This is a genomic window from Ensifer sp. D2-11, assembly GCF_054161295.1.
On sequence record NZ_CP096434.1, the window covers coordinates 24,039 to 50,115 of the forward strand.

21 protein-coding genes are annotated in these 26,077 nt (G+C 64.4%); 10 read left to right on the plus strand and 11 right to left on the minus strand.

Features of this window, described 5'->3' with window-relative positions; genetic code table 11:
* The 8 genes from M1D34_RS17370 (at position 1) to M1D34_RS17405 (ending at position 10,866) form a co-directional block, all read left to right on the plus strand.
* Positions 1–1,137: a dihydrolipoamide acetyltransferase family protein gene (locus M1D34_RS17370; protein WP_498783181.1), complete on the plus strand. Its 1,137-nt coding sequence runs from the start codon at positions 1–3 to the stop codon at positions 1,135–1,137.
* 91 nt (positions 1,138–1,228) lie between these two features.
* Positions 1,229–2,251 (plus strand): ABC transporter substrate-binding protein, encoded by a 1,023-nt coding sequence (locus M1D34_RS17375; RefSeq protein WP_498783183.1) that lies wholly within the window; start codon positions 1,229–1,231, stop codon positions 2,249–2,251.
* 251 nt (positions 2,252–2,502) lie between these two features.
* Positions 2,503–4,008 (plus strand): sugar ABC transporter ATP-binding protein, encoded by a 1,506-nt coding sequence (locus M1D34_RS17380; protein WP_498783185.1) that lies wholly within the window; start codon positions 2,503–2,505, stop codon positions 4,006–4,008.
* The gene (locus tag M1D34_RS17385; protein ID WP_010974944.1) at positions 4,008–5,000 is read left to right on the plus strand and encodes an ABC transporter permease; all 993 of its coding nucleotides are present in this window, start codon (positions 4,008–4,010) and stop codon (positions 4,998–5,000) included. The genes M1D34_RS17380 and M1D34_RS17385 overlap by 1 nt, the downstream gene beginning before the upstream one ends.
* A complete protein-coding gene (locus M1D34_RS17390; protein ID WP_498783188.1) occupies positions 4,997–5,953 on the plus strand; it encodes an ABC transporter permease in 957 nt (318 codons plus the stop codon). The genes M1D34_RS17385 and M1D34_RS17390 overlap by 4 nt, the downstream gene beginning before the upstream one ends.
* 13 nt (positions 5,954–5,966) lie before the next feature.
* Positions 5,967–6,968, plus strand: a complete 1,002-nt coding sequence (locus M1D34_RS17395; protein WP_498783190.1) for a LacI family DNA-binding transcriptional regulator — start codon at positions 5,967–5,969, stop codon at positions 6,966–6,968.
* 53 nt (positions 6,969–7,021) lie between these two features.
* Positions 7,022–8,266, plus strand: coding sequence for a Gfo/Idh/MocA family protein (locus M1D34_RS17400; RefSeq protein ID WP_498783192.1), 1,245 nt, complete (start codon positions 7,022–7,024; stop codon positions 8,264–8,266).
* Between the two features lie 56 nt (positions 8,267–8,322).
* The gene (locus M1D34_RS17405) at positions 8,323–10,866 is read left to right on the plus strand and encodes an NAD-dependent epimerase/dehydratase family protein (protein WP_498783194.1); all 2,544 of its coding nucleotides are present in this window, start codon (positions 8,323–8,325) and stop codon (positions 10,864–10,866) included.
* A gap of 31 nt (positions 10,867–10,897) precedes the next feature.
* Here M1D34_RS17405 and M1D34_RS17410 read toward each other — a convergent pair whose 3' ends face one another.
* Together M1D34_RS17410 and M1D34_RS17415 are read right to left on the minus strand one after the other, a co-directional pair.
* Positions 10,898–11,677 (minus strand): ZIP family metal transporter, encoded by a 780-nt coding sequence (locus M1D34_RS17410; RefSeq protein ID WP_013850242.1) that lies wholly within the window; start codon positions 11,675–11,677, stop codon positions 10,898–10,900.
* A 226-nt stretch (positions 11,678–11,903) separates the two neighbouring features.
* Entirely contained in the window at positions 11,904–12,971 is a 1,068-nt protein-coding gene (locus M1D34_RS17415; RefSeq protein WP_498783196.1) for an alpha/beta fold hydrolase, read from the minus strand.
* 94 nt (positions 12,972–13,065) lie between these two features.
* Between M1D34_RS17415 and M1D34_RS17420 the strand changes: the two genes are divergently transcribed.
* Complete coding sequence (locus M1D34_RS17420) at positions 13,066–13,995, plus strand: LysR family transcriptional regulator (protein WP_013850244.1); 930 nt, start codon at positions 13,066–13,068, stop codon at positions 13,993–13,995.
* On the opposite strand, the gene M1D34_RS17425 is transcribed toward M1D34_RS17420, so the two are convergent.
* The 4 genes from M1D34_RS17425 to M1D34_RS17440 form a co-directional block, all read right to left on the minus strand.
* Positions 13,982–15,049, minus strand: a complete 1,068-nt coding sequence (locus M1D34_RS17425; protein ID WP_498783199.1) for an ATP-dependent DNA ligase — start codon at positions 15,047–15,049, stop codon at positions 13,982–13,984. The genes M1D34_RS17420 and M1D34_RS17425 overlap by 14 nt on opposite strands.
* Before the next feature lie 25 nt (positions 15,050–15,074).
* Positions 15,075–17,192, minus strand: a complete 2,118-nt coding sequence (gene katE / locus M1D34_RS17430) for a catalase (RefSeq protein WP_498783201.1) — start codon at positions 17,190–17,192, stop codon at positions 15,075–15,077.
* 122 nt (positions 17,193–17,314) lie between these two features.
* Positions 17,315–18,268 carry a pyridoxamine 5'-phosphate oxidase family protein gene (locus tag M1D34_RS17435; RefSeq protein WP_003527963.1) on the minus strand — a complete coding sequence of 318 codons (954 nt, stop codon included), beginning with the start codon at positions 18,266–18,268 and terminating at the stop codon, positions 17,315–17,317.
* Between the two features lie 270 nt (positions 18,269–18,538).
* The gene (locus M1D34_RS17440) at positions 18,539–19,150 is read right to left on the minus strand and encodes a glutathione S-transferase family protein (protein ID WP_498783203.1); all 612 of its coding nucleotides are present in this window, start codon (positions 19,148–19,150) and stop codon (positions 18,539–18,541) included.
* A gap of 115 nt (positions 19,151–19,265) precedes the next feature.
* Between M1D34_RS17440 and M1D34_RS17445 the strand changes: the two genes are divergently transcribed.
* A complete protein-coding gene (locus M1D34_RS17445) occupies positions 19,266–20,171 on the plus strand; it encodes a LysR family transcriptional regulator (RefSeq protein WP_127620844.1) in 906 nt (301 codons plus the stop codon).
* Positions 20,172–20,177: 6 nt separating this feature from the next.
* Here the strand turns inward: M1D34_RS17445 and M1D34_RS17450 are convergent, their stop codons facing one another.
* The 5 genes from M1D34_RS17450 to M1D34_RS17470 are packed head-to-tail and all read right to left on the minus strand — an operon-like array spanning position 20,178 to position 26,070.
* Positions 20,178–20,954, minus strand: a complete 777-nt coding sequence (locus tag M1D34_RS17450) for a pyrroline-5-carboxylate reductase (protein WP_498783205.1) — start codon at positions 20,952–20,954, stop codon at positions 20,178–20,180.
* 58 nt (positions 20,955–21,012) lie between these two features.
* A complete protein-coding gene (locus M1D34_RS17455; RefSeq protein WP_498783207.1) occupies positions 21,013–22,089 on the minus strand; it encodes an ABC transporter ATP-binding protein in 1,077 nt (358 codons plus the stop codon).
* Positions 22,086–24,350: a glycoside hydrolase family 2 protein gene (locus tag M1D34_RS17460; protein ID WP_498783209.1), complete on the minus strand. Its 2,265-nt coding sequence runs from the start codon at positions 24,348–24,350 to the stop codon at positions 22,086–22,088. Before M1D34_RS17460 ends, M1D34_RS17455 begins: the two co-directional genes overlap by 4 nt.
* Before the next feature lie 8 nt (positions 24,351–24,358).
* On the minus strand, positions 24,359–25,177 hold the full coding sequence (locus M1D34_RS17465) for a carbohydrate ABC transporter permease (protein ID WP_010974928.1): 819 nt from the start codon (positions 25,175–25,177) through the stop codon (positions 24,359–24,361).
* Entirely contained in the window at positions 25,174–26,070 is an 897-nt protein-coding gene (locus M1D34_RS17470) for a carbohydrate ABC transporter permease (RefSeq protein WP_014530060.1), read from the minus strand. The genes M1D34_RS17465 and M1D34_RS17470 overlap by 4 nt, the downstream gene beginning before the upstream one ends.
* Between the last annotated feature and the right edge of the window lie 7 nt (positions 26,071–26,077).

Sequence of the window (26,077 nt, forward strand, 5' to 3'; positions counted from 1 at the left end):
ATGGGCGGCCTCATCGACATCCAGGCTCCGCTGGAGCAGGAGGGGACCAAAGCGGTCGTCCGCAATTGGCTCAGGAAGATCGGCGATCCGGTCAAATCGGGCGATCCCCTGGTCGAGCTCGAGACCGACAAGGTGACCCAGGAGGTGTCGGCGCCCGCCGACGGGGTGCTCGCGGAAATCCTGATGCGGAATGGCGACGATGCCACGCCCGGCGCCGTTCTCGGCCGGATCGGCAGCGAGGCTGCCGGGGCGGGACACGCGCCGCACTATTCGCCGGCCGTACGGCATGCCGCGGAAGAATATGGCCTCGATCCGGCCACCGTCACCGGCACCGGCCGCGGTGGCCGCGTCACGCGCGCCGACATGGACAGGGCGTTTACCGCCCGGCAGGAAGGCCCTGCTTCGGTCGCGGCCGAGGCTGGCGGCAGAGGAGCCGCACCCAAGTCGCGCAGGATACCGCATAGCGGCATGCGCGCCGCGATCGCCGAACATATGCTCAACTCCGTCACGACGGCGCCGCATGTGACGGCCGTGTTCGAGGCCGATTTCTCGGCGGTGAAGCGCCATCGGGACGAGCATGGGAAGAGGCTTGGGGCGGACGGCACCAAGCTCTCCTATACGGCCTATGTGGTTTCGGCGTGCGTGGCGGCGATGCGCGCGGTCCCCGAGGTCAACAGCCGCTGGCACGAGGATGCGCTCGAAACATTCGACGACATCAATATCGGCGTAGGTATTTCCCTCGGGGACAAGGGCCTGGTCGTGCCGGTGATCCATCGGGCGCAGGATTTGTCGCTTGCCGAGATTGCGGCCCGGCTGCAGGACCTGACGACGCGTGCGCGCTCGAACGCGCTCTCCCGCGCGGACGTGACGGGCGGCACCTTCACCATTTCCAATCATGGAGCCTCCGGATCGCTGCTCGCGGCGCCGATCATCATCAAGCAGCCGCAATCGGCGATCCTCGGCGTGGGCAAGCTCGACAAGCGGGTGATCGTCCGCGAGGTAGACGGCGCCGACACGATCCAGATCCGTCCGATGGCCTATGTGTCGCTGACGATCGACCATCGTGCGCTGGACGGCCACCAGACGAATGCGTGGCTGACGCATTTCGTCCGCGTGATCGAGACCTGGCCGAAGTAATCCACTCCACCCCTGCGGACATCACCGAAACGGCGATTGAAATCGATTACATTTTCTGGCTTCATGTGCCGGCAAGATTTGGGAGGATCTTATGAAGAAATTTTTCGCATTTGCGCTGGGCACGGTCGCGTCCATCGTCCTGTCGGCATCCGCTCACGCCGAGACCTTTAAAATCGGTCTCTCCAACGGTTGGGTCGGCAGCGAGTGGCGTACTCAGATGATCGACGAGGCAAAGGCCGCGGCTGCGGAATGGAAGGAAAAAGGCGTCGACGTCGAGGTCTCCGTCCAGAGCGCCAATGTCGACGTGCCGGGTCAAATCGCGCATATCCGCAACTTCATCGCGGAAGGGGTGAACGCCATCATCGTCAATCCCAACAGCCCGACCGCCTTCGATCCGATCTTCGCCCAGGCGAAGGAAGCCGGCATCCTGGTGATCGCCACCGATGCGGAAGTCTCTTCGCCCGATGCGATCTATGTCGGCATCGACCAGACCGCCTGGGGTGCCGCGGGCGCCAAATGGCTCGCCGAAACGCTCGGCGGCAAGGGCAAGGTAGTTGCGATCAACGGCGTCGCCGGCCATCCCGCGAACGAGATGCGCGTCGCCGGCTACAAGAGCGTCTTCAAGGATCATACGGACATCCAGGTCGTCAACGAGGTCAATGCCAACTGGGATCAGGCCCAGGGCCAGCAGGCGATGCAGAACATCCTTGCCACCTATCCGGACATCAACGGCGTTCTGGTGCAGGACGGCATGGCGGCCGGCGCCTGGAAATCGATCATGGACGCCGGCAAGGCCGGCCAGATCGCGGCGACCGGCGAAATCCGCAAGGACTTCATCGACCTCTGGATCAAGGAAAAGCTGAATTCGGGCGCGACCGTAAACCCGCCCGGCGTCATGGCGAGCGCCCTCAACGTCGCCGTCCTGATGCTGCAAGGCAAGGAACTGAAGGAGCCGGCAAAGGCCGGACAATACGGCAACGCACTCTACCTGCCGATCCCCTTCATCGACTCGAAGAACGTGGCGGAAGCCGCAAAGCAGCTCGAGGGCAAGCCCGGCTATTATTCCTACACGAGCTCGCTTTCGATCGAAGAGGCGGAAGCGCTGTTCAAGTGAGGCATTCGGTCGGGCCCACGGTGCCGCGAGTCCTGGGGGGCGAGCGGTACGCGGCAGCGGCGTCATGGGTTTGACGCATTCATTCTTCCTCATCCCTGATGCCTGTCACAGGGATCCAGCAGCGCCGCGTCGGCCGCGCGGGAGAATCCTTTCTGCCCAAGGATCTGGGCTGGCTGGATTCCTGTGACGAGCACAGGAATGAGGAACGGGAGGAGAGGCCTCCCCAAACCGAAGCGAACGGACGAGTTTCCATGTCGAAGTTGAAACTGAGCGGCGTGAGCAAAGCTTACGGCGCGACCCTGGCGCTCCGCCGCGGCGACCTTGAGCTCATGGCCGGCGAGGTCCATGTCCTGATGGGTTCCAACGGCTCGGGAAAAAGCACCCTCTGCAAGATCATTGCGGGCAGCGTGCGGCCCGATGGCGGCAAGATCCTCGTCGATGACCAGCCGGTGACGATCAGCGGACCGCGCTCGGCGCGAGCCCAAGGCATCGGCATCTTCTATCAGGAACTCAGCCTCGCCGCGCGCCGCTCGGTCGAGGAGAACATCTCGCTTGGCAAGCTGCCGGTCAAATCTCGAGTCTTCATCGATCGCTCGGAGCTCCGGCAGCGCGCGGCGCGCTATATCGGCCTTTTCGACGGCGTCTGCGGCGAAGGGTTTTCCGCCGACACACTCGTCGGCAACCTGCGCCCCGACCAGCGTCAGCTCGTCGAGATCATGAAGGCGCTGGCGAGCGAGGCGCCGCTCCTCATCTTCGACGAGCCGACCTCGGCGCTCGACCGAGCCCAGGTGGAGCGCTTCTTCGAAATCCTGCGCGATCTCAAACGTCGCGGGCGCGGCATCATCTTCATTTCGCACCGCATGGACGAGATCAAGGCGATCGGCGACCGCGTCACCATCATTCGCGACGGCGAGACCATCACCACGCTCAATCTGGGCGAAACCGATCCGGCGACCGTCATCCGGTTGATGGTCGGCGGTGCCGGCGACATGCCGGCATCGCAATCGTCGGTGCCGGCGGTGGTGGAGGGAGAGGGAGGCACAGCGCTGACGGTGCGCGATCTTTCCGGCCGCGGTTTCCGCAATGTGAGTTTCGAGGTTGGCCGCGGCGAGATTCTCGGCTTCGGCGGGCTGCACGGCCAGGGCCAATCGGCGGTGCTCAGAGCGATCTTCGGCGCCGGTTCGATCGCCTCGGGCGAAATCCTGATCGGCGACAGCCGTTTCGACGCTTCGAACCCGCGTGACGCGATCCGGCGCGGCTGCGCCTATGTCTCCGGCGACCGCAGCCGCGACGGCGTCATCAGCGGAAGGCCGATCATCGAGAACGTCACGCCGATCCATTATCTGCGCGACCGGCTGATGATCGCTCGGCCGGGCAAGTTGCGCGCCAAGGTAGCGCCGGCGCTCGACAGCATGCACACCAAATTCGCGAGCCTCTTCCACCCGATCGGTTCGCTTTCGGGCGGCAACCAGCAGAAGGTGATCATCGCCCGCTGGCTGATCGACCGCCCCGACGTGCTGCTGCTCGACGACCCGACCAAGGGCATCGACCTGTCGGCCAAGGCGGACCTCTTCGCGCTGATCCGGCAACTGGCCGCGGAGGGGCTCGGCATCGTCCTCTATTCGTCGGAGGATGCCGAACTGCTCGGCAACGCCAACCGCATTCTCGTCTTCAACGGCGGATCGGTCAGCCGGGAGCTCACCGGGGCGGACCGCACCCGCTATAATCTGTACCAAGCCGCTTACGAGGCCGCGTGATGGCAGAGACCGCAACCGTCCCGACATACCGGCGCGCCGGCGGCATCGGCAGGCTGCTGGAGCGCTATCCTTTCCTGCCAGCGCTCGTGATCGTCGCAGCGCTCCTTCTCCTCAACGGCTTCTTTTCGCCGAACAGCTTGACATTCCGGGCTCTGACCGGGCTGCTCAGCACCTATATGGCGCTGATCCTGCTCGCGATCGCGCAGACCTACGTCGTCTATGCCGGCGACATCGACCTCTCGGCCGGCGCGATCCTCTCGCTGGTCAACGTCGCGATCGTGGTCCTGATGGAGCGCTGGGGAGGGGGCGCCGGCGCGGTGTTCCTGGCACTGGCCATCGGTCTCCTCCTCGGGCTCGCCTGCGGGCTCGTGAACGGCCTCGTGGTCGCGGCTCTGCGGCTGCAGGCGATCGTCGCGACCTTCGCGACCAGCATCTTCTTCACGGGCCTTGCGCTCTACATCCTGCCGGTTGCCGGCACGCCCGCGCCGGCGCTCTTCTGGCGCACCTATGGCGGGAGGCTTTTCGGCGTGCCCTTCGTCTTCTACATCCTGGCGGCCCTCGTCATCCTCCTCGCGGTGATGAGCCGCACCAGGCTGGTCACGCAACTGCTTGCCGTCGGCGACGACCAGCAGGCGGCCTACCAGACCGGGCTGCCTGTCATAGCGACCCGGATCAAGGGCTATGTGCTCTGCGGCCTCTTCTCCGCGCTCGCCGCCTTCTGCATCACCGGCGACACCGCAAGCGGCGATCCGCTGGTCGGCGGCAAGATGACGCTCTACAGCGTCGCGGCGGTCGTGCTCGGGGGCAGCGCGCTCTCCGGCGGCTGGGGCACCGTCGTCGGCTCGCTGCTCGGGGCGCTGACGATCGGGCTCATCAACTCGGTCGTCTTCTTCATGGGTACGCCGTCCGAGTGGCAGAACTTCGTGCAGGGCCTTGCGATCCTCCTCGTCCTGATGGCGGGCGTGCTTGCCGGCAGGAGGGCGCGCTCATGAGCCGGGTGGTGTCCTTTGTCCGTCAGCCGATCGTCGTCGCGCTCGTGCTCATCGTGCTTCTCCTCTATCTCGGCGAGGCCCTGTCGCCGGGCTTTGCGACCGGCGGTCAGATCCTGCGGCTCCTGATCGTCGCCTCGTTGCTCGGCATCGTCGCGGCCGGACAGAACGTCGTCATACTCGGCGGACGCGAAGGAATCGATCTCTCGGTCGGCGGCGTCGTCTCGCTCTCGGCAATCCTCGCGGGCAACGTCATGAACGGCGCCGATGGCGGCATCCTGCCGGCCGTCGCCGCCTGTCTCACGGCCGGCGCCTTCTTCGGCCTCTTGAACGGGCTCGGCGTCACGCTCCTCAGAATCCCGCCGCTGGTGATGACGCTCGGAATGCTGGGGGTGCTGCAGGGGCTTCTCGTCGTCATCCGGATGGGAATTCCCTCCGGCCAGGCCGCGCCCGCGCTCTCGCGCTTCGTCACGCAACCGCTCGCCTATGGCATTCCCGGCATCATCTGGCTGTGGATCGTGATCGGCATCCTCCTGGCGTTCATGCTCAACCGCACCGTCTTCGGCCACCGCATCTATGCGATCGGCTCGAACGAGCACGCGGCCTACATGGCGGGCGTGCCGGTCAAGCTGGTCCGCATCGCGCTCTTCATGATCTCCGGCATGTTCGCCGCGACCGCCGGACTCTGCCTGCTCGGCTATTCCGGCACGTCCTTCGCCAATGTCGGCGAGCAGTACATGCTCCCCTCGATCATCGCGGTCGTCTTCGGCGGCACATCGCTTGCCGGGGGCAAGGGCGGCTACACCGGAACCATGGCGGGCGCGGTCCTGCTGGTCATCCTGCAGAGCATCCTGACGACGATCAACATCGAGGAGTCCGGACGCCAGATGGTGTTCGGCGCGACGCTGCTCCTGCTCATGATGTTCTATGGACGCGGCCGGGCGATGCGCGCATGAGGGACCGCCGAAGATGAGGGACCGGCCGAAGATCAAGGACATTGCCGAGAAGGCGGGCGTGTCGGTGGCCACCGTCTCGCGCGCCCTTGCCGCTTCGACGCTGGTGTCCGCCGAGACGCGCCAGCGCGTGCTCGACCTGGCGCGCGAGCTCGATTACCGTCCGAATGTCAGCGCTCGAAATCTGCGCACCCGCAGGTCCATGACGGTGCTGATGGTCGTGCGCGATGTCGGCAATCCCTTCTACCTCGACATCCTCAAGGGCGTCGAGGCTACGGCGCGCGAAGCCGGCTATGCCGTGCTGATGGGCAATACGGAGAACGATCCGGCCCGCGAGACCGAGTATTTCAACATGCTGCGCGACGGACATGCCGACGGCATGATCCTGATGACCGGCAAGCTGCCGTCCGCCGGCGACTGGAACCATCTGCCCGTGGTGGTGGCGCTGGAAATGATCGAGGGCTCGGGCCTGCCGCATGTGCAGGTCGACAATGTCGCCGCGGCCCGCGGTGCCGTCCAGCACTTGATTTCACTCGGCCATCGGAGGATCGCTCATATATCCGGGCCGGTTCCCGAGCCGATGAGTGTCTATCGGCGGGAGGGGTTTCGCCTGGCGATGCGCGATGCCGGGCTGACGATTCCAGCCGGCTACGAGGTTCGGGGCGACTTCCTGATCGAAAGCGGCGAGGAATGCTGCCGCTCGCTCTTCTCTCTTTCAGATCCGCCGACGGCGCTTTTCGTCGCCAATGACGAAATGGCCTATGGCGCCGTCCACGAATTGAGACGAATCGGACGCGACGTGCCGGGCGACGTGTCGGTCGTCGGCTTCGACGATCTCTATCTGAGCAAGGCCTTCTATCCGCCGCTGACGACGGTCGGCCAGCCGCGCTCCGAGATCGGCCGCACCGCCATGGCGGTGCTCCTTGGAATTCTGGCGGGCGGCTCGGAGGGAGCCGAACCGATCGTGCTGCCCACGGTCCTGAAGGTCCGAGGCAGCACGGCGCCGCCACTTATCTGAAAGCGCATGCGGGCGGCTGGAGGCGGTCGCCGTTGGATACCGGGGAGGAAAGAATGACCACATTACCGAAACAGACCTTGCGAGTCGGCTTCGTCGGCACCGGCTTCATCGCGCATTTCCACCTGAAATCGCTCATCGGGGTACGCAATGTCGAGGTGACCGGCGTCTACAGCCGCAATCCTGAAAACCGCGCGCGCTTCGTGAGCGAAGTCGAGGCGCTCGATCTCGGCGAGTGCCGCGCGCATGAGAGTCTCGAATCGCTCCTGTCCGCCGGCGACATCGATGCGGTCTGGATTCTGTCGCCGAACTACACCCGGCTCGACGTCATGCGGACGCTCCACCGGGAGATCAAGGCGGGACGCGGCAAGATCTTCGCGGTCGCCTGCGAGAAGCCGCTTGCGCGCACTGTGGCGGAGGCACGCGAGATGCTGCACCTGGCCGAGGATGCCGGTCTCAACCATGGCTATCTCGAAAACCAGGTCTTCTGCACGCCGGTGCTGCGGGGCAAGGAGATCATCTGGCGGCGCGCCGCCTCGACCACCGGCCGGCCCTATCTCGCACGCGCCGCGGAAGAACATGCCGGTCCGCACGAGCCCTGGTTCTGGCAGGGCGACAAGCAGGGCGGTGGGGTGCTTTCCGATATGATGTGCCACAGCGTCGAGGTGGCGCGCCACCTGCTCACGGCGCCCGGCGCGCCTCGCAATTCGCTGAAGGTCAAGTCGGTGAACGGCACGGTGGCGAACCTCAAATGGACGCGGGCGGGCTATGCCGATGAGCTGCGCCGCCGCTTCGGTGAGGATGTCGACTACCGCCGGCGCCCATCGGAGGATTTCGCCCGGGCCACCGTGACGCTGGAGGACGAGGAGGGCAACGAACTGATGATCGAGGCAACGACCTCCTGGGCCTATGTCGGCGCCGGCCTGCGCATTCAGCTCGAGCTTCTCGGGCCCGAATATGCGCTGGAGTACAATTCGCTCGGCACCGGCTTGAAGATCTTCCTGTCGCGGGCCGTGCAGGGCACCGAGGGCGAGGACCTCGTCGAAAAGCAGAATGCCGAGCAGGGCCTGATGCCGGTGCTGGAGGACGAGGCCGGCGTCTACGGCTATACGGATGAAAACCGCCACATGGTCGAATGCTTCCGCAAGGGGATAAAGCCGCTCGAAACCTTCGAGGACGGCCTGGCGGTCGTCGAAATCCTGATGGGCCTCTACCGCTCCGCCGAGATCGGCGCGACGCTGCATTTCCCCGCGCCGGAGCTGGAAGACTATGTGCCCGTCGTGGCGCGGACGGGGGCGTAGTTCTTTCGCTTCAACCCAGTCGGGAACCTTCCTGCCGGAGCGCGGTTTGCTTCGGCATGCCGAAAGATGCAAATCAGCCGACCGTTCTCATTACCGGCTCGAGCGGTTTCCTGGGCCAGGCGATCGCGCATCGCCTGAGGGACCGGTATCGCGTAATCGGGCTCGACCTCTCCCCTCCGAAGGGCGAGTCCGAGACCGAAGAGACGATCAAACTCGACATCACCTCCGACGAAAGCGTGAGAGAGGCGATCGAGACGGCGGGTAAGCGTAGCGGCGGGCGCCTTGCTTCCGTCATTCATCTTGCCGCCTATTACGACACCACCGGCAAGGACAACCCCAAATACGATGCCGTCAATGTCGAGGGCACGCGCCGGCTTCTGGAGGCGCTGCGGGGCCTTCCCACCGAACAGTTCATCTATGCAAGCACGCTGCTGGTGCAGGCACCCAGTCCGGCCAAGGGTGCGCGGATCAACGAGGATGATCCGCTGGAACCCGCCTGGGCCTACCCCAAGTCGAAGGCCGAGACCGAGGCGGTAATCGCCAAACATCGCGGCGCGATCAGGACCGTGACGCTTCGCCTCGCCGGCGTCTATGACGAGGACTGCCGAGCCGCTTTCATCGCCCAGCAGATCGCCCGCATCTTCGAGCGGCTCCCGACCGCCTATCTGTTCAGCGGCGACCTGGACGCGGGCCAGCCCTATCTGCACAAGGACGATCTGGTCGAGGCTTTCGCGCGCACGGTCGACCACCGCAATGAATTGCCCGACGATTGCGTGTTCCTGATCGGCGAGGAGGAAACGCTCTCCTATGGCGACTTGCAGAAGCGTATCGGCCGGCTGATCCACGGGGAGGACTGGCGCACGCTCGCCCTGCCGAAGAGCCTTGCCAAGCCGGGGGCATGGATGCAGACCGAGGTGCTCGACGAGGAGTCGGAGATCAAGCCGTGGATGATCGAGAACTCGGACGATCATTACGAGATCGACATCTCCCGTGCCCGCAAAAAGCTCGGCTGGGAGCCGAGAGACAGCCTAGCTGCGACGTTGCCGGAAATGATCCGGCGGCTCAAGCAAGACCCGACCGCCTGGTACGCGAAGAACAAGCTGGAGCCCTCCGTGGTCGCCGCCTCGGATCCGGAAATCGAGCAGGCGGAGAAACGCCTGGCGGAGCCGCTGGAGCGCAGCGACGCTGAAGTCGAAGTTGCCGTGGAAGAACACCGGCTGCGCACGCTCTGGGCGCCGCTCGCAAATGTCGCTCTCGGACTGTGGCTGGTCTCCTCGCCGGCGACGCTCGGTCTTTTCGACCCCGTCAGCGTGCCACTGCCGCCGGCGCTCGGCCACGAGATCGCGGAGCCCGCCATGCGCAATGCCCGTCTCGGGATCAGCGAGATCCTGTCCGGATTGCTCGTTGCGGCATTCGCGCTTTTCGGCATGTACCGGCGGTGGTCCCATGCGCAATGGATCACGGCAGCGCTCGGCGTCTGGATCATGGTGGCCCCGCTTGTCTTCTGGACGACGAGTGCTGCGGCCTACGCCATCGACACGCTTGCCGGCATGCTGATCGTGGCTTTTGCGGTTATGATTCCGCCGACGCCCGGAATAAGGCTGCGGGCGCTCGCGGCCGACGACGACCGGCCGCTCGGCTGGAGCTATTCGCCGTCCTCCTTCACCCAGCGCATGCCGATCGTCGCGCTCGCCTTCGTCGGCCTCTTCGTCTCGCGCTATCTCGCCGCCTATCAGATGGGCCATGTCGACGGGCTCTGGGACCCGTTCTTCGGCCCGGGCGAGGCCCCCGTCCGCAACGGCAGCGAGGCGGTCGTGACGTCCTGGGTTTCCAAGGGCTTTCCGATCGCCGATGCCGGCCTGGGCGCCTTCGCCTATGCGCTTGACATTCTGGCCGGCGCGATCGGAGACAGTCGCCGCTGGCGCACCATGCCCTGGATGGTGCTCCTCTTCGGCCTGCTGATCGTGCCCCTCGGCGCCGTCAGCGTCTCCTTCATCATCATCCAGCCGCCGCTTATCGGCGCACTCTGCACGCTCTGCATCATCCAGGCGGCCGTCACCGTTGTGCTCATCCCCTATTCGATCGACGAGGTGCTCGCGACCATCCAGTATCTCTGGCGCGTAAGAAAGGCGGGCGAGCCCTTCTGGCGGACGTTCTGGATGGGCGGCCCGGCCATTTCGGAGGACCAGACGCCGGCGCCCGACCTCAACCGGCGCGCTTCCGAGCTGTTGAAGGAATTCATCGTCGGCGGCGTCAACTTCCCCTGGACGCTGGTCGCGAGCGCGCTGCTCGGTGCGGTTCTGATGACGACGCCCATGGTTTTCGGCAGCGTCCCGCCGCTCTATCACAGCGACCACATTCTCGGCTGCGTCGTGATCCTGGTTGCCGTCACCGCCATGGCGGAGGTCGTCCGTCCGGTGCGTTTCCTGAATGTGCTGCTCGGCGCCTGGGTGGCGGCTTCGCCCTTCCTGCTTGCCGGCGGCAGCACGGTCGCCACCTTCGCCAATCTCGCGATCGGCCTGGCATTGATCGCGCTCAGCCTTCCGCGCGGCACGCGCAGCGAAGAACATTATGGGGGCTGGGACCGGGCGATCGTCTGAACGGACGGGCACTCCTCAAGACACGATTGCGTCAGCTCATCTGCGCAAGCACCATGACGAGCAGGAAGCCGGCGGCATTGGCGATCGCGGAGGATTGCTGGAACTGGTGCGACTCCGCTTCCGGCACGAGGTCGGTAATCGTCAGGTAGAACATCCCGCCCGCTCCCGTCGCGAAAAGAAAACCGGTGACCGGCTGGGCCAGGCCTTTCAGGAGGAACCACCCTGCCACGGCGGAAACGAAAAGGGAGAGTCCGATGAGGGAGGTCCATCCGAGTGTCCGGCGCTTCGCGTTCTTCCGCTCCTCGTCGAGCGTCAATTCGCCGATGCTCATTCCTTCGCTGAAATTGTCGATGCAGATCGCGAGACCCACGATCAGCGCCACCTTAGGCTCGAAGGTCGCGCCGACACCGATCGTCATGCCTTCGATCAGCTCTTCCGCACTCGTGCCGCCGGCGAGCACCGCGACATTGCTCCCGCGCGGCCTGCGCCGCCGATGCAGGCGATCGACCTCGGCCTTCTGATCCGCTTCCGGTCCGGCCATTTTCCAGCGGTTGACGTAGAGGTCGAGAATATAGACGAGTCCCAGGCCGAGCAGAAATCCGGCAACGGCAAGCGGAAGACCTGCAAGTTCCATGGAGGTGGGCATCATCTCGAAAGCGAAGGTGCCCATGAGGACGCCGGCCGCGAAGCCGACGGCGATCGAGAGCACGAGGCTGGACGGCCTGAGCGAGATCGCCACCAGGCCGCCCAGGGGCGATGCTACGGCCGCCGCCGCGGCAATTCCCAGGATGATCAGGAGATCATTATTCATCGCTGCCCAGGGTGGTCATCAGCGGGGGGAGGTGCGCGAGTACCCCCTTGTGATCGCATGCCGAAGGCGGCGCCGAGAACGAGGGGACACACCCGCAGTCCCGAAAGGCGGATGTGGTCCGCGCATCGACCGCGCTCCTTGCCAGAGCTCCAACCTGCCCCCTGGCCAAAAGTTCCGGGCGGCCGTGCGCAAGTGCGTAGCTGTCTCAATCAAACAGTGAAACGCTCTATCGTGCCGCCAGATCTAGGAACTGAGTGACCGCCGACAGGAAGGCCGAACGGCCCGCTTCGCTGCGGTCGAGATGCACGAAGTGGGTAGCGTGTGGAAGCTCGACGAGGCTTGCTTGCGGCGCCTCCCGCGCAATCGCCGCTGCATCCTCCGGACGGCTCCAGAAATCGTATTGCGAGCGGATGACGAGCACCGGCATCGTCAATGCCTCCGCACTCCACTGCTTGCGGCCGAACGCCAGTTCAAAACTGTCGGCCATCGCGCCGCTAGGGGAGCGGAAACTCGGCGGCGTTCTCTCCGCGGAGGTGGGATCGGAGGACAGCGCCATGTCGGCATAGGCGCGGGCGACAGCGGGGTCGCGCCACTCGGATTTATCGGGAACGGGGATGCTCTTGTCCCAGGCCGCAAACAGACTTTCCGCTGTGTTGAGCCGATAGGCGCCAAGCGCAGCCATATTTAAACTGCCCGGACGATCGGGAGCCTCGAGCGGCGAGCCTCGCCCGAGCGTCGGATGCCGGTCGGAGGCACCGTAAAGGCTGTTGTAGAGGATGAGTCGTTCCACGCGAGCCGAATGGCGGGCGGCAAAGGCGGCGGCCCATTGTCCTCCCGTCGCCCAGCCGAGAATGCTGACCTTGCCGTCGCCGCTCCATTCCGCAACCGCCTCGACGGCGGCGGCGACGTCGGAGACCGCTTCATCGGTTCGCATAAGAGGCGTGCCTCCACCGGGCGGTGCATCCATTTCGTGCGGCCGGCTTGAGGCACCATAGCCGCGGAGGTCGACGAGGTAGACCGAATGGCCCTCCGCAGCCAGCTCGGCCGCGATCGAGCCGCCCGGCACCGCGAGATCGAACGAGGCGACCGATGGCACGCGCGCGCCATGGATCAGCAGAACGGCCGACACCGCTTGCTGCCGTTCGGCAGGTCGCACTTCGCGCACGAAAAGCCTTTCGCCTCCGGCAAGCGTCACGAAGCGGTCGGTGCGCACCAGTCGATCGTCACCTGCAAAAACTGGCGCGGCGAACACAGTTGAGATGAGGGCGAGGAAAATCGCGTTGGGTCTTGTCATGTCAATACTCCCGACAATCTGAACGCCGCCAAATATTGCCCGCCCCCGCATTCAAATCGATGATGAATATGGGAAACTTTGATATCATCTGCATATGGAACTTCGTCACCTACGTCATTTCGTCGCCGTGGCCGAAACCCTGCATATGGGGCGCGCCGCGCAGCGGCTCGGCATGGCGCAGCCGCCGTTGAGCCAGTCCATCGCCCGGCTGGAAAGGGAGCTCGGCGTAAAACTTTTCGAGCGCGCACACCGCCGGCTTGCACTGACCCGGGCGGGCGCGTCGCTGCTTCCCGAGGCGCGACGGACGCTTCAAGATGCGGAGGCGGCACGGGCGGTTGCCCGCGGCGCGGGTACCGGGACCGCCGGCGACGTCCGGATCGGTTTCGTCTCCGCTGCGCTGTACGAGCTGCTGCCGTCGCTGGTGGTCTCGCTGCGGCAGGAGTTTCCGATGATCCGGCCCGTGCTCACTGAAATGGCGACGAATGAGCAGGTGGCCGCGCTTGCGGAGGGAACGATCGATTTCGGCATATGCCATCCGCCGCTCGGCAGCTCGGAACGACTGGATATCATCCCAGTCGCCGACGAGACGCTCATTGCCGCCATACCGGAGGACGGGCGTACTGGTCCGGTCACCATCGCCGAGCTTGCCCGAATGGGATTGGTGCTCTTCCCCGCCGCCCAGGGCCCTTCCTTGCACGCCTGCATTCTCAACGCCTTCGCGGAAGCCGGGCACGACGTTTCGATTCAGCAGCCGGCGACGCGTGCGCTGACCATGCTTTCTCTCGTTGCCGCAGGGGTCGGTGCCGCTCTTCTACCACGCTCTACAGAGCGCATATCGTTCAAGGGCGTTCGCTTCGCTCCCATCCAAGGTCTGCAACTGCCCGCCTTGCCTGTTGCCGCGATAGCGCGGCGCCGCCCGCGTCCCTTGATCGTCGACACGGTGCTCGGCGTGTTCAACCACAGCTTGGAAGCAGGTACCGGCGAAGAGAACCGGATTGGCGCAAACAAGCTCACGACGGCATGATCTGCTGATAGGTACATTGGCGCGGGTCCTTGTCCGGCCGCCAGCGCATGAGTTTCGTACCGTGACGGAAGCGCCGGTTGCTAACATGGTCGAACCGGACTTCGACGACCAGTTCCGGGCGAACCGGCTCCCATTCGCCGCTGCGCTCGCTGCTCCAGCGGCTGGGCCCGCCCGGCGCTTTGCCGGTGAAGCCCGGCGGCTCCCGCAATGCTTCGAGCTGGTTGGTCAAGGCGGGCCGCTCCTTGTCCGAGATCGTCGCGGTAAAGCCCACATGGTTCAGCAGTCCCTCGGTGTCGTAAAGGCCGAGCAGAAGCGAGCCGACCAAAGAGCTGTCGCTCTCGTAGCGGAAGCCGCCCACGACGCAATCGGCCGTCTTCAGCCGTTTGACCTTCACCATCGCCCTTTCGCCGCATTCGTATGCGCCGTCGCGCCGCTTTGCGACGACCCCGTCGGTTGCACCCGCCTCCCATGAGGTGAGCCACCGCTCGGCCTCCTCGATGTCGAGCGTGAAGGGCGAAGACTCCAGCATCTCAGCAACGGCGTTCTTCTTGGCGAAGGTTTCGAGGCAGGCGCGGCGGGTCTGGAGGGGTTCACCGGTGAGGATCGTTCCGTCCGTGCCGGCCAGCATGTCGAACAGGATGAGCTTGGCTGGCGTCTCCTGCGAGAGCTTCTGCACGCGACTTGCCGCCGGATGCAGGCGCATCTGCAGGGCGTCGAAGGAGAGGCGCCCGTCGACCTCGATCACCAGTTCGCCGTCGAGGACGAACATGTCCGGCTCCAGCCGGCGCAAGAGGGCGACGATCTCCGGGAAGAAGCGCCCGAGCGGCTTGCCGGATTTCGCCCTTATATCGACGTCGTCGCCGGACTTGAACGCAAGGCAGCGAAAGCCGTCCCACTTCGGCTCATACTGCCATGCGTCGCCGCCCGGAAGCTCGGTCGCGGATCGGGCCTCCATCGGCGCCGTGCTGACGGGCAGGGGAAAGCCGCCCGCCTTCTTTGCCGCGCTTGACGTAGCGGCCTTCTTCGTCGGCTTTCCATGTGCGGACGACGCCATCGTCGACTCCGTCTAAGCCATCGGCTTATTTCAGCTTGACCGAGGGCTCTCTTCCCCAGACGCGCAGTTTACCGATCTCCGTGAGAAAGGCGGCCGCACTCGCAGCGTCGGCGAGTTCGATCGTTCCCTCATCGAGCAGTTCCGCAATGCCGGCCCTTTCGAGAAGGGGAACGGCGGCGCCGGCATAGCCGATATATTTGCAATGGGCGAAGGCGTCGGCCACGAAATCGCGCGCGGTGGCGACGTCGATCAGATCCGTGACGGCCTCTGCGGAAGGAAGCAGGACCACCGCGTCGTAAAGTACCGACGGGCCGCCGTCGAGCATCTGGTGGGCGGCGATGCGTTTTCCGTCGGAGGCGGTGAAGCCGCCGACTTTCGGCGCGATCAGCTCGAAGGCCGCCTTCTCGTTCTCGACCGCCGCTATCAAGGCGTCGAGAAGCGCGGCGTCCGCGCCGTCCGTCGTCAATATCCCGAGCTTGCGGCCCTCGAAACGCTTCGGCCCACGCTGGATGATGCTTAGGGCCGGCGACGGGTCGAGGTCCTGGCGGGTGGCGACGGCCGCATCCGCCGGCTTCGGCATCGTCTCCAGGCCGAGGGCGTGGCCGACCTTTTTCCCCAAGGTTTCATCGATGTTGAGAAGATGCGCGACCATCCGCTCACGGATGACCGGCGTCTCCACCTTGCTCAATTCGAAGGTCAGGGCGTCGGCGATGTGGCGTTGCTCGGGCGGCGTCTGGCTGATGAAGAACTGCCGGGCCTGGCTGTAATGGTCGGCAAAGCTCTCGGCGCGGATGCGCAGCTTCGGGCCCTGCTCCTCGGAAGGAAAATGGCGGAAGCCTTTCATGGGCGACTCGCGCGGGCCCTCGCCCCAGGAATTGGGCTGGTAGTTCACGCGCCCGACGGGGTTGCGCATGGCCATGTGGCCGTCCTGCTGAAAGTGCTGGAAGGGACATTTCGGCGCGTTGATCGGCAGATGGGTGAAGTTCGGGCTGCCGAGCCGCTTCAGCTGCGTGTCCAGATAGGAGAAGTTGCGCCCCTGCAGCAATGGATCGTCGCTGAAGTCGATGCCCGGCGGCACGTTCTGCGTCATGAAGGCGACCTGCTCGGTTTCGGCGAAGAAATTCTCCGGCATGCGATCGAGCACCAGCCGGCCGACAGGCTTCGTCGGCAGCACTTCCTCCGGGATGATCTTGGTCGGATCGAGGATGTCGAAATCGAACTTGTCGGCGAAGTCCTGATCGAAAAGCTGCACATGCAGGTCCCATTCCGGGAAGTTGCCGGACTGGATGGCTTGCCACATGTCGCGCCGGTGGAAGTCAGGATCGGCGCCGTTGATCTTCACGGCCTCGTTCCACACAACCGACTGCAGCCCGAGCTTCGGCTTCCAATGGAATTTGACGAAAGTGGACTCGTCCTTGGCATTGACGAAACGAAACGTATGGACGCCGAAGCCTTCCATGAACCGGAAGGAGCGCGGGATCGCCCGGTCCGACATGACCCACATGATCATGTGCATGCTTTCCGGCGTCAGGCTGATGAAGTCCCAGAAATTGTCGTGGGCGGACTGCGCCTGGGGAAACTCCCGGTCCGGTTCGGGCTTTACCGAGTGTATGACGTCGGGAAACTTGATTGCGTCCTGGATGAAGAAGACCGGGATGTTGTTGCCGACGAGGTCCCAATTGCCCTCCTTGGTGTAGATCTTGACCGCGAAACCGCGAACGTCGCGGGCGAGGTCGAAGGAGCCCTTGCTTCCGGCGACCGTCGAGAAACGCACGAAGGCGGGGGTTCGCTCGCCCGGGCGCTGGAACAGATCCGCCCGGGTGTAGGCTGCAAGCGATTCGTAGGTCTCGAAGAAGCCATGCACCCCGTAGCCGCGGGCGTGCACGACACGCTCGGGAATGCGCTCGTGATCGAAGTGGAAGATCTTCTCGCGGAAGTGGAAATCCTCGATCAGCGTCGGGCCGCGTTCGCCGGCGCGCAGGCTGTTCTGGTCGTCGGCGACGGGGCCGCCCTGGGCGGTCGTCAGGACGGGCGTGTCGCCTTCGGCGATCTGGTGAAGTTCTCCACCGTTGCCGCGTGTCGCTTTCTGGTCATGAATGGTGGCCGGTTTCGTATTGTTCGGCGCAGAGGGTTTCTTGGCCATGGCAGCACTCCTTGGTCGAGGGCGGATGGGCACGAAACCTTGGCGAGGGAGGTTGGTTCCTTACGACGCGAAATTTACACGGCTCAACCTGACCGCCGCCGGGGCGAAGGGCGATCACCAGATCACGATGATTTCAGGTCGTAGCGGATTGGTAGCGCGTCGGCGCGCCAGACGATGCGGCGCGGACGGAATCGCCAATAGCGCTCGGCGCCCTCGGGAGGCACGCCGTCCGGAGCTTCGGTCAGGAGCTCGGCCTCGCCGGTCATCTGCAGGAGGCCGCCCGTGGAGAAGTCCGGGAAAGTGAGCCCGGCGCGCGGATTGACCGCGATGTTGCCGAGCGTGTTGAAGAAGCGGTTGCCGACGAAATCCGGTATTGTCAGCCAGCCGTCTTCGCCGACATGTACGAATCCCGCACGACCGCCGCGATGGGAGACGTCGAGCTGCCGGCCTCCGGCGAGATCGGCATAGGTTGCGACGAAGAACGTGTCCGCCTGCGTCACCAGAGCACGCGCGGCGGCGTCGAGCCCGAAGCTCGAAACGGGCGGCACGGCAGGCGGTTCGGACGGGTCGCGCAGGAAATGGACCTGCCGGAGCTGGATGTATTTCGGACAGTTGCCGAAGCTCTGGTCGACGCCGAGATCGAAGCCGCCGGCATGCCGCTTAAGCGTGCCGTTCAGCCGGTTGCGCCGGCGGGTGCCGAGATCGATTCCGAGGAGCGCGAGGGGAGCGCCGTCCTCCATGCCCGCCTCGGCGGGGTCCGTCGGCTCCCGCGGGAGCTCGACGGTCAGTCTTTTTTCGTCCGGCGCGTGGAGGAAGCCGGGTTCGCCCGCCCTGAGCGTCGCCCAGGCGTCACCGTCGCGGTCAACCGAGCCCAGCACGACCATCGGCAGAAGCGGATAGAATTCCCGGTGCTGGTCGATCAGGTGGTCGCGCATGACGCGGCGCCCGACCTCGTCCATGCGCGTTTCCACACCCAACCGCTTCTGCAGGGCGATTTCGCCCTCGTGCCAGGGCGAATGTGCGAGGATGGGAGCCTCCATGACGATTGTTCCCTTGGTTGCGTGAATGTTGGGCATCTGTGAGCTCGTTCGCATACCCGCAAGCGGACGTCGGCGGTAACACCCGCCCCCTGCCCAAGCTCCCTCATTCCTGTGCTTGTCACAGGAATCCAGCCAGGCCAAGTCTTTGGCCTGAAGGACTCCTCGCACCGCAGACGCGGCGCTGCTGGATCCCTGTGACAACAAGCACAGGGATGAGGGTAGAGGGCGGTTGCAGTCCTTCGATACTCTTCAAGCACGTGCCGTGCGAGATGGCATCCCGCAAGCGGACGTCGTCATAACGCGTCGCTAAGCCGCCAGCCCCACCGGCGTCTTTTCGAACTCGACGAATCCCGGCAATGCCTCGATGCGGGCCAGCCAGGCGCGGATCTCCGGATAGGGCTGGAGATCGACGTCGCCTTCGGGGGCGCGCGCTACGTAGCTGTAGAGCGCGACATCGGCGATCGTCGGCCGGTCTGCGGCAATCCAGCCTCTGCCTTCCAGCTCCTGCTCGATCAGCGCCAGGATCGCATGCGAACGGGGGATCACCTCTTCCGGTCGGTAGGGCGCCTTGAACACGTTGATGAGCCGCGCCTGGGCCGGACCATGGGCGATCTGGCCGGCAGCCACCGAAAGCCAGCGCTGAACGGCAGCCGCCCCGGCGGCGTCTTCCGGCAGCCAGTCCGTGCGGCCGGTCTTCTTTGCCAGATAGACGAGAATGGCGTTGGAATCCGAGATGATCGTGCCGGCGTCGTCGAGCACCGGAACCTGACCGAAGGAATTGAGCTTCAGGAAATCCGCTTGCTTGTGCTCTCTCCTGGCGAAATCGACGACCACCAGCTCATGCTCGATACCGAGCAGCGAGAGGAACAGGCGGGCGCGGTGCGCGTGGCCGGAGAGGGGATGGTGATAGAGCTTCATGTCGGCCTCGTTGAATCGATGGAACGACCTCAAGATGATTGTTATCCGCGGAGTTGATAAGCTCTGATGAAAACACTAGACCATTTCACGTGGCGCAATAATCGAGGGGAAGTCGATGGATCGCTGGCAGGCGATGCGGATCTTCGTGCAGGTGGTCGAAAGCGGCGGGTTCGCGCCGGCCGCCAAGGTGCTGCATATGAGCCCGCCATCGGTCACCCGGGCGGTGGCGAAGCTGGAGGACCTGATCGGGACGCGGCTTCTGGTCCGCACCACGCGCTCGTTGAAACTGACTGCGGCGGGCGAAGGTTATGTGGCCGATTGCCGGCGTATCCTCGGGGAAATCGCCGAGGCGGAAGCCAATGCGGCTGGCAGTTTCACCGCTCCGGCGGGGTTGCTCACGGTAACGGCGCCCGCGCTCTTCGGGCGCATCCACGTGCTCCCCGTCATCCTCGATTTCCTCGATCACTATCCGGCTATGCAGGTCAAGACCATCTTCGTCGACCGCGTGACCAACCTGGTCGACGAAGGGCTGGATGTGGCGATCCGCATTGCCTCGCTCCCGGCCTCCGGGCTCGTTGCGCGCCGGATCGGCTCGGTCCGGCAGGTGCTTTGCGGCTCGCCGGATTATTTCGCCCGCTTCGGCGAGCCCGGCAGCCCCCAGGAGCTTGCCCGTCATCGGATCATCGGGCGCGAGGGCCTCTTCGGCCACTCGGAATGGCTCTTCGGACGCGACAACAATATCCGCGTTCCGATCAGCCCTCGTCTCATCTGCAACACCAATGACGCGGTCCTTGCCGCGGCTGTGGCGGGCTGGGGATTGTCCCGGTTTCAGTCCTACCAGGTGGCACCCGATGTGAGTGCCGGCAGGCTCAAGGTCGTTCTTGCCGACTACGAGCGCGAGCCGGTGCCGATCCACATCGTGCATGCGGAAGGCCGCATGGTCTCGGCAAGGGTGCGCGCCTTCGTGGACTTCGCCGCCGGGCGTTTTCGGCGCCATGCGGGTCTTGGCACCGAGCTTTGAAGACCTTTACCGGTCGTCGCCGCGCACCCGCAGCAGCACGCGTTCGAGCGCATCCGTCAGCGCCCGGTGGCCGCCACCGCGGTCGAAATCCGTCAGAACCTGCTCGTTCAATCCGCCCTTGGTCGAAAATTCGCGGGCGAGTTTTTCGAGCGGCGTCCCCTCGTCCCTGACCGCCCTCTGCGCGAGGCTGGCAAAGAGCGGCGCGATATAGGCGCGTGCCTTGTCGCGGTGGAGACCCTTCTCGGCGAACCAGGCGGTCGTCCGGTCGAGAATGCCGAGATAGGTCGCCATCAGAGCGCTTCCGACGGCAAGCAGATCGTATTCCTCCCTGGTTTCGCATTCGACCGCTGATCCGAGTGCCGCGAAGATCGCGGCAACGGCGCGGTTCGGCGGATAGATCGCCGTCACGCCCTCGCGCTCGGCGACGAAGGGCAGGGGGATTGCCTGGGTGAGCTCCACCTCCTCGCCGATCCAGCCGAGAAGCGTGGAACGATCGGTGGCGGCGATGACGCTGACGATCTTCTGGCCATTGCGGAACTTGAGCTTGGGGATCACGTCCTCGGCGATTTGAGGACGCACGGCGAGGAACAGCACGTCGGCCGCGTCCACCGCTTGCTGATTGTCCTTGACGATCCGAACGAGCGGGAAGCGGCCGGCAAGCCGGGCAGCAATCTCCCGGTTGCGCGGGGAGACGAGAATCCCGGCGACGTCGAGCCCGGAGCCGACGATGCCCGTCACCATCGCTTCGGTGATGGCGCCGGTGCCGATGAAGCCAATACGCATCGCTGTTCACTCCCTTGATTCGTGAATGGCGACATTAGATCAATTCCGGAAAACTGCGTCACGAACGCAGCCGTTTTCCCTCTCCGTCGAACACCAGAACCGAAACCGGATCGAAGCGGGCTGTCAGGCGGTCGCCGGTCTTGAGTCCGCGGCCGTTCTTCGTTTCGACGACGATCAGCTCGCCATTGCCGTGGTGGCGGGCATAGGCGAATGTCTCGCCGCCGAGATGTTCCAGCATGTCGATGGTGAGGTCCAGCGCTGCAGGACCGGCTTCATCGAAATGCTCGGGCCGGATGCCGATCGTCACCGCAGTTCCCGCCGCCGCCTGCAGGGTGACGGGGATCTTCGCGTCTCCGTAGTCCGGCAGGCGCGCATGGGCCTGGTCCTTGTCGATTTCGATCACGCCTTTCAGGAAATTCATCTTCGGCGATCCGATGAAGCCGGCGACGAAAAGGTTGGCCGGGTCGTCATAGAGGTCGAGGGGCGAGCCCACCTGTTCGACCACGCCGGCGCGCATGACGACGATCTTGTCGGCGAGCGTCATCGCCTCGACCTGATCATGCGTCACGTAGACGATGGTGGTGGCGAGCTGCTTGTGCAGCCGCGCGATCTCGATGCGCATATGCACGCGCAGCTCCGCATCGAGATTGGAAAGCGGCTCGTCGAAGAGAAAGATCTTCGGATGGCGGACGATCGCCCGGCCGATCGCCACGCGCTGGCGCTGGCCGCCCGAAAGCTGCTTCGGCTTGCGGTCGAGCAGCGCCCCGAGTTCCAGGATATGGGCAGCCTCGTTCACCCGCTTCTCGATCTCGGCCCTGGGAACGCCGGCGAAGCGGAGCGCGAAACCCATATTCTCGCGGACCGTCATATGCGGATAAAGCGCATAGGACTGGAACACCATGGCGATCCCGCGCTTGGACGGGTCGACATCATTCATCCGGACATCGTCGATCGTCAGGTCGCCGGAGGTGATCTCCTCGAGCCCGGCGATCATCCGGAGCAGGGTGGACTTGCCGCAGCCGGACGGTCCGACGAAAACGACGAACTCGCCGGACTTTATGTCGAGATCGACGCCCTTGATAACCTCGAGACCGCCATAGGATTTACGGACATCGCTGAGTTGGAGTTCGCTCATGCGCTCGCCGCTCCGTCCGCCAGGGCGACGAGGTCGAGCTTCGCCGCGCCGAGCCGCGACGAAGCGACCGAGACGACGATGGCGCCGGCGGCGCCCGTGGACTCCAGCCAGAAACCGGCGGAACCGCCCTGGAGGACGATGCGGGCCGGTCCGACGAGGCGCGCCGGACCATGAATCTCGATGTCGACCGCATCGTTCAGGAAAGGCAGGACGTTGCCGGCCTGGTCGAGCGCGCGCAGGATGACGCGAACGCTGTCGCGGCCTTCGGCACGGAGCGTCTTGCTGTCCGCCTCGACCTGAAGCGTCGTAGGTACGGGGTCGGCGGCCATGCGGAGATCGGCGACCGGCTTGCCGGCGATGAAGCCGGTAAATTCCGCGCTCTCCCACTTCATGCCCCAGACTCCGAGCTCGTCCTTGGTGAAGTGGCGGTGGTCGATGACGACCGGTGGATGCGGCAGGTGCGGGAAATTCTCGCGATCCGGGCCGACGCGCTTGGTAAGCGAGCCGTATTTCAATTCGATCTCGTCGCAATTCGTCAGCACGATCAAGGGCAGCACGCCGCCGATGTTGCGCTCACCGCGCGCCCAGAAGGTCACCGGCTTCATCACGATTTCCTCGGAGGGATCGCACTGGCTGGCATAGACATAGGCCGCGAATTTCGGCTCGCGGAACATGTCCATGACGCCGTGATAGCAGATCCGGTCGCCGGAGCCGAAATCCTTGTGGGTGTTGTAGTCGAATATGCACCAGCCGATCGCACCGGAGATGCCGGGATCGCCATAGGCCGCATTCAGCACCTCCAGATGCCGGCGAACATGCTCGGCCTGGCGCTGCTCCTGGTCATAGATCTTCGTCGGATACATGTGGCCGCCGAATTCGGTGATGAGATAGGGCACCTTGCGGGGAAGCCCGGTGCATTCCTGCTGCGGGCGAAGCGCCGTGCGCGGCCGGTTCGCGCCCGGCAGTTCCTCGTTGCCGAGGATGAAGTCGTTCATCGTGTAGACGTCTTCCAAAAATTCGCTGTCGGTGATGTAGCGCACGCCGCCCGTCTGCCGTGTCGGGTCGAGCTCGCGGGCGAGGCGATTGGTCTCGGCATAGAAGTCGTGCGAATCCTGCGACTCGTTGATGCGCACACCCCAGATGACGATCGACGGGTGGTTCCAGTCGCGCTCGATCATGCGGCGGACGTTCCGGATCGCCTCATGTTTCCATTCCTCCCCACCGATATGCTGCCAGCCGGGAATTTCCTCGAAGACGAGGAGCCCGATGCGGTCGCAATGGTCGAGGAACCATTTCGACTGCGGGTAGTGCGAGGTGCGCACGAGATTGCAGTGAAGCCTGTGCTTCATGATCTCCGCGTCGCGCTCCTGAGCGGTGCGCCCCATGGCGTAGCCGACATAGGGAAAAGACTGGTGACGGTTCAGCCCGCGGATCTTCAGCGGGCGGCCATTGAGCCGGAAGCCTTCGGTCGTGAACTCCGCCGTGCGGAAGCCGAAATGCGCGGCGAAGCGGTCGGAGCCGTGACCGGTCCTGAGCTCGACTTCGATCACGTAGAGCACCGGATCATCGATATCCCAAAGGGAAAGGCCCTTGAGACCGTCCATTTCAAAGGCGAGGCTCTGGCGGGTCGTCTCGCCGGCGACCTCGGCCAGCACTTCGCCGGCCGCATTCTTGAGGAGCGCCGAGATCGTGCCAGAGAAGGATAGCCCTTGCGGATTGGAAAGGTCACACCGGAGGGAGACGGCCTTGGTGTCGGAGAGCACGTCGCGGGTCTCGATCTTGATATTGGCGATCGAAACCGGATCGGTGACCTTCAGCCAGACGTCGCGATAGATACCGGCATAGGTCAGATAGTCGATCCGGCCGCCGAAAGGCGGGATCTCCGGATTTTCGCTGCCGTCGATCTTCACCGTGATGAGATTGTCGCCTTCCAGGAGCCTGTCCGTCAGGCGCGCCTCGAAAGGCGTGTAGCCGTCCCTATGCGCGACGATCTCTTCGCCGTTGAGATACACGACCGCATCGGCCATTGCCGCGTCGAAGACGAGCGAGACCTCGCGCCCGGAGAAGTCCGGGCGCCAGGCAAGAACCCTCTGGTAGGTGAAGGCGCGCTGGTAGCATCTCTCGTCGAAATAGTTGAACGGCAGTTCGACGGCATTGTGCGGCAGGCTGATCGGCTGACCCGCCCGGAGCGTTCCGGCGTCGGCGGCGTCGAAGCCTTCGGAGAAGACCCATGAATCATTGAAGGAAGTAACAGAGCGCATCATCGTTCCTATTTGACTGAGCCCAGCATGCCCTGGACGAACTGGCGTTGCATGAAGAAGAAAACCGCAAGCGTCGGCAGTGTCGCGAGAATCGTCCCGACCATGACCACGCCGTAATCGGGGTAGTAGGCGGAGGCGAGCGACGAGATGACCAGCGTGATCGTCTTGGTCTCATTGGTCTGGAGCACGATCAGCGGCCAGAGATAGTTGTTCCATGCGGTCATGAAGACGATGACGAAGGCGGCCGCATAGGTCGAACGCATGACCGGCACGTAGATGAATAGGAATATCTGCCATTCCTTGAGCCCGTCGACCTTGGCCGCGTCGCGCAGCTCGGACGGGAAGGCCTTGGTGCTCTGCCGGAAATAGAAGATCACGAAGGCGGAGCCGATCGAGGGCAGGACGACGGCGAGATGCGTGTTGATGAGACCTGCCTTCCCCATCATGACGAAGAGCGGGATCATCAGCGCGGCGAAGGGGATCATCAGGGTCAGCAGCATCGCCCGGTAGACGCGCTCGCGTCTTCGCGAGCGGAACATCTCGAAACCGTAACCGGCGAGCGAGGAGACGGCGAGCGTGAGCACGGTCGCAACGATCGCGATCTTGGCCGAGTTCCAGAAGACGAGCGGCACGTTCACCAGCGTGAAGAAGTTGGCGACATTGGTTGCAAAGGCTGCGCCCGGCAGGAGCTTGCCCTTGATGATGTCGATCGACGAATTGGTTGCGCCGAGCACCATCCAGATGAACGGAAAGACGGAGAGGAAGGCCATCAGGCCGAGGAAGCCATAGGTGGCTGCCATCGCCGCGAAACGTCCAAATCCGTTCATCGGTCACGCTCCCTTGCTGCGAAGAACTGCACGAAGGCGAGGAGCGCGACGAGGACGACGATGACATAGGAGACCGTCGCCGCATAACCCAGGTTCGGCATGAAGCGGAAGGTCAGGTTGTAGATGTAGAGCGACAGGGTGAGCGTGGCATTGGACGGGCCGCCCTTGCCCTCGGTCAGGTTATAGACCTCGTCGAAAAGCTGCAGCGTGCCGATCGTCGAAATGACTGTCGTGAAGAGGATGACCGGCTTCAGCAGAGGGATGGTGAGGTGGGTGAAGCGCGCCCAGGCCGGAACGCCGTCGATGCGCGCCACCTCGTAGATCGACTTGTCGATGTTCTGAAGTGCCGCAAGATAGAAGATCATATTGTAGCCGGTCCAGCGCCAGGTGATGGCAAGAATGACGAGAACCTTTGCCCAGAAGGGATGCGTCAGCCACGGAATGGGCGAGGCGGCGAGACCGATCGCCTGGAGCGTCGAATTGACGATCCCGTCGGTTGCGAACATGCCCTTGAAGAGCACTGAATAGGCGACCAGCGAACTGACGCAGGGCAGGAAGATCGCCGTGCGGAAAACCCCTCGGCCGACGAGCCGGGGATTGTTGAGGAGCGACGCCAGGATCAGCGCGAGCAGGATCATGATCGGCACCTGCACGACGAAATAGGTCATCGTGTTGGTGAGCGCTTTGATGAAGACCGGATCGTTCCAGAGCCGCACGATGTTTGCGAAGCCCGCGAACTTCAGCGTCATGCCGCGGCCGGACTGGAACGACATCCAGAGCGACCACGCGATGGGATAGACCATGAAAAGGGTGATCAGCCCCAGCGCCGGGGCGACGAACAGCCAGCCATTGACGTCGTAATATCGGCCGATACCGCGGCGCGCTCGAACCATGTTCCCC

Bases quoted from the DNA above. Each gene is read 5' to 3' on its own strand.
- M1D34_RS17400 (WP_498783192.1), top strand. From the start codon at position 7,022: ATGACCACATTACCGAAACAGACCTTGCGAGTCGGCTTCGTCGGCACC.
- M1D34_RS17385 (WP_010974944.1), top strand. From the start codon at position 4,008: ATGGCAGAGACCGCAACCGTCCCGACATACCGGCGCGCCGGCGGCATC.
- M1D34_RS17375 (WP_498783183.1), top strand. From the start codon at position 1,229: ATGAAGAAATTTTTCGCATTTGCGCTGGGCACGGTCGCGTCCATCGTC.
- M1D34_RS17455 (WP_498783207.1), bottom strand. From the start codon at position 22,089: ATGAGCGAACTCCAACTCAGCGATGTCCGTAAATCCTATGGCGGTCTC.
- M1D34_RS17445 (WP_127620844.1), top strand. From the start codon at position 19,266: ATGGATCGCTGGCAGGCGATGCGGATCTTCGTGCAGGTGGTCGAAAGC.
- M1D34_RS17465 (WP_010974928.1), bottom strand. From the start codon at position 25,177: ATGAACGGATTTGGACGTTTCGCGGCGATGGCAGCCACCTATGGCTTC.
- M1D34_RS17435 (WP_003527963.1), bottom strand. From the start codon at position 18,268: ATGCCCAACATTCACGCAACCAAGGGAACAATCGTCATGGAGGCTCCC.
- M1D34_RS17440 (WP_498783203.1), bottom strand. From the start codon at position 19,150: ATGAAGCTCTATCACCATCCCCTCTCCGGCCACGCGCACCGCGCCCGC.
- M1D34_RS17405 (WP_498783194.1), top strand. From the start codon at position 8,323: ATGCCGAAAGATGCAAATCAGCCGACCGTTCTCATTACCGGCTCGAGC.
- M1D34_RS17450 (WP_498783205.1), bottom strand. From the start codon at position 20,954: ATGCGTATTGGCTTCATCGGCACCGGCGCCATCACCGAAGCGATGGTG.
- M1D34_RS17380 (WP_498783185.1), top strand. From the start codon at position 2,503: ATGTCGAAGTTGAAACTGAGCGGCGTGAGCAAAGCTTACGGCGCGACC.
- M1D34_RS17395 (WP_498783190.1), top strand. From the start codon at position 5,967: ATGAGGGACCGGCCGAAGATCAAGGACATTGCCGAGAAGGCGGGCGTG.
- M1D34_RS17460 (WP_498783209.1), bottom strand. From the start codon at position 24,350: ATGCGCTCTGTTACTTCCTTCAATGATTCATGGGTCTTCTCCGAAGGC.
- M1D34_RS17420 (WP_013850244.1), top strand. From the start codon at position 13,066: ATGGAACTTCGTCACCTACGTCATTTCGTCGCCGTGGCCGAAACCCTG.
- M1D34_RS17370 (WP_498783181.1), top strand. From the start codon at position 1: ATGGGCGGCCTCATCGACATCCAGGCTCCGCTGGAGCAGGAGGGGACC.
- M1D34_RS17425 (WP_498783199.1), bottom strand. From the start codon at position 15,049: ATGGCGTCGTCCGCACATGGAAAGCCGACGAAGAAGGCCGCTACGTCA.
- M1D34_RS17410 (WP_013850242.1), bottom strand. From the start codon at position 11,677: ATGAATAATGATCTCCTGATCATCCTGGGAATTGCCGCGGCGGCGGCC.
- M1D34_RS17390 (WP_498783188.1), top strand. From the start codon at position 4,997: ATGAGCCGGGTGGTGTCCTTTGTCCGTCAGCCGATCGTCGTCGCGCTC.
- katE (WP_498783201.1), bottom strand. From the start codon at position 17,192: ATGGCCAAGAAACCCTCTGCGCCGAACAATACGAAACCGGCCACCATT.
- M1D34_RS17470 (WP_014530060.1), bottom strand. From the start codon at position 26,070: ATGGTTCGAGCGCGCCGCGGTATCGGCCGATATTACGACGTCAATGGC.
- M1D34_RS17415 (WP_498783196.1), bottom strand. From the start codon at position 12,971: ATGACAAGACCCAACGCGATTTTCCTCGCCCTCATCTCAACTGTGTTC.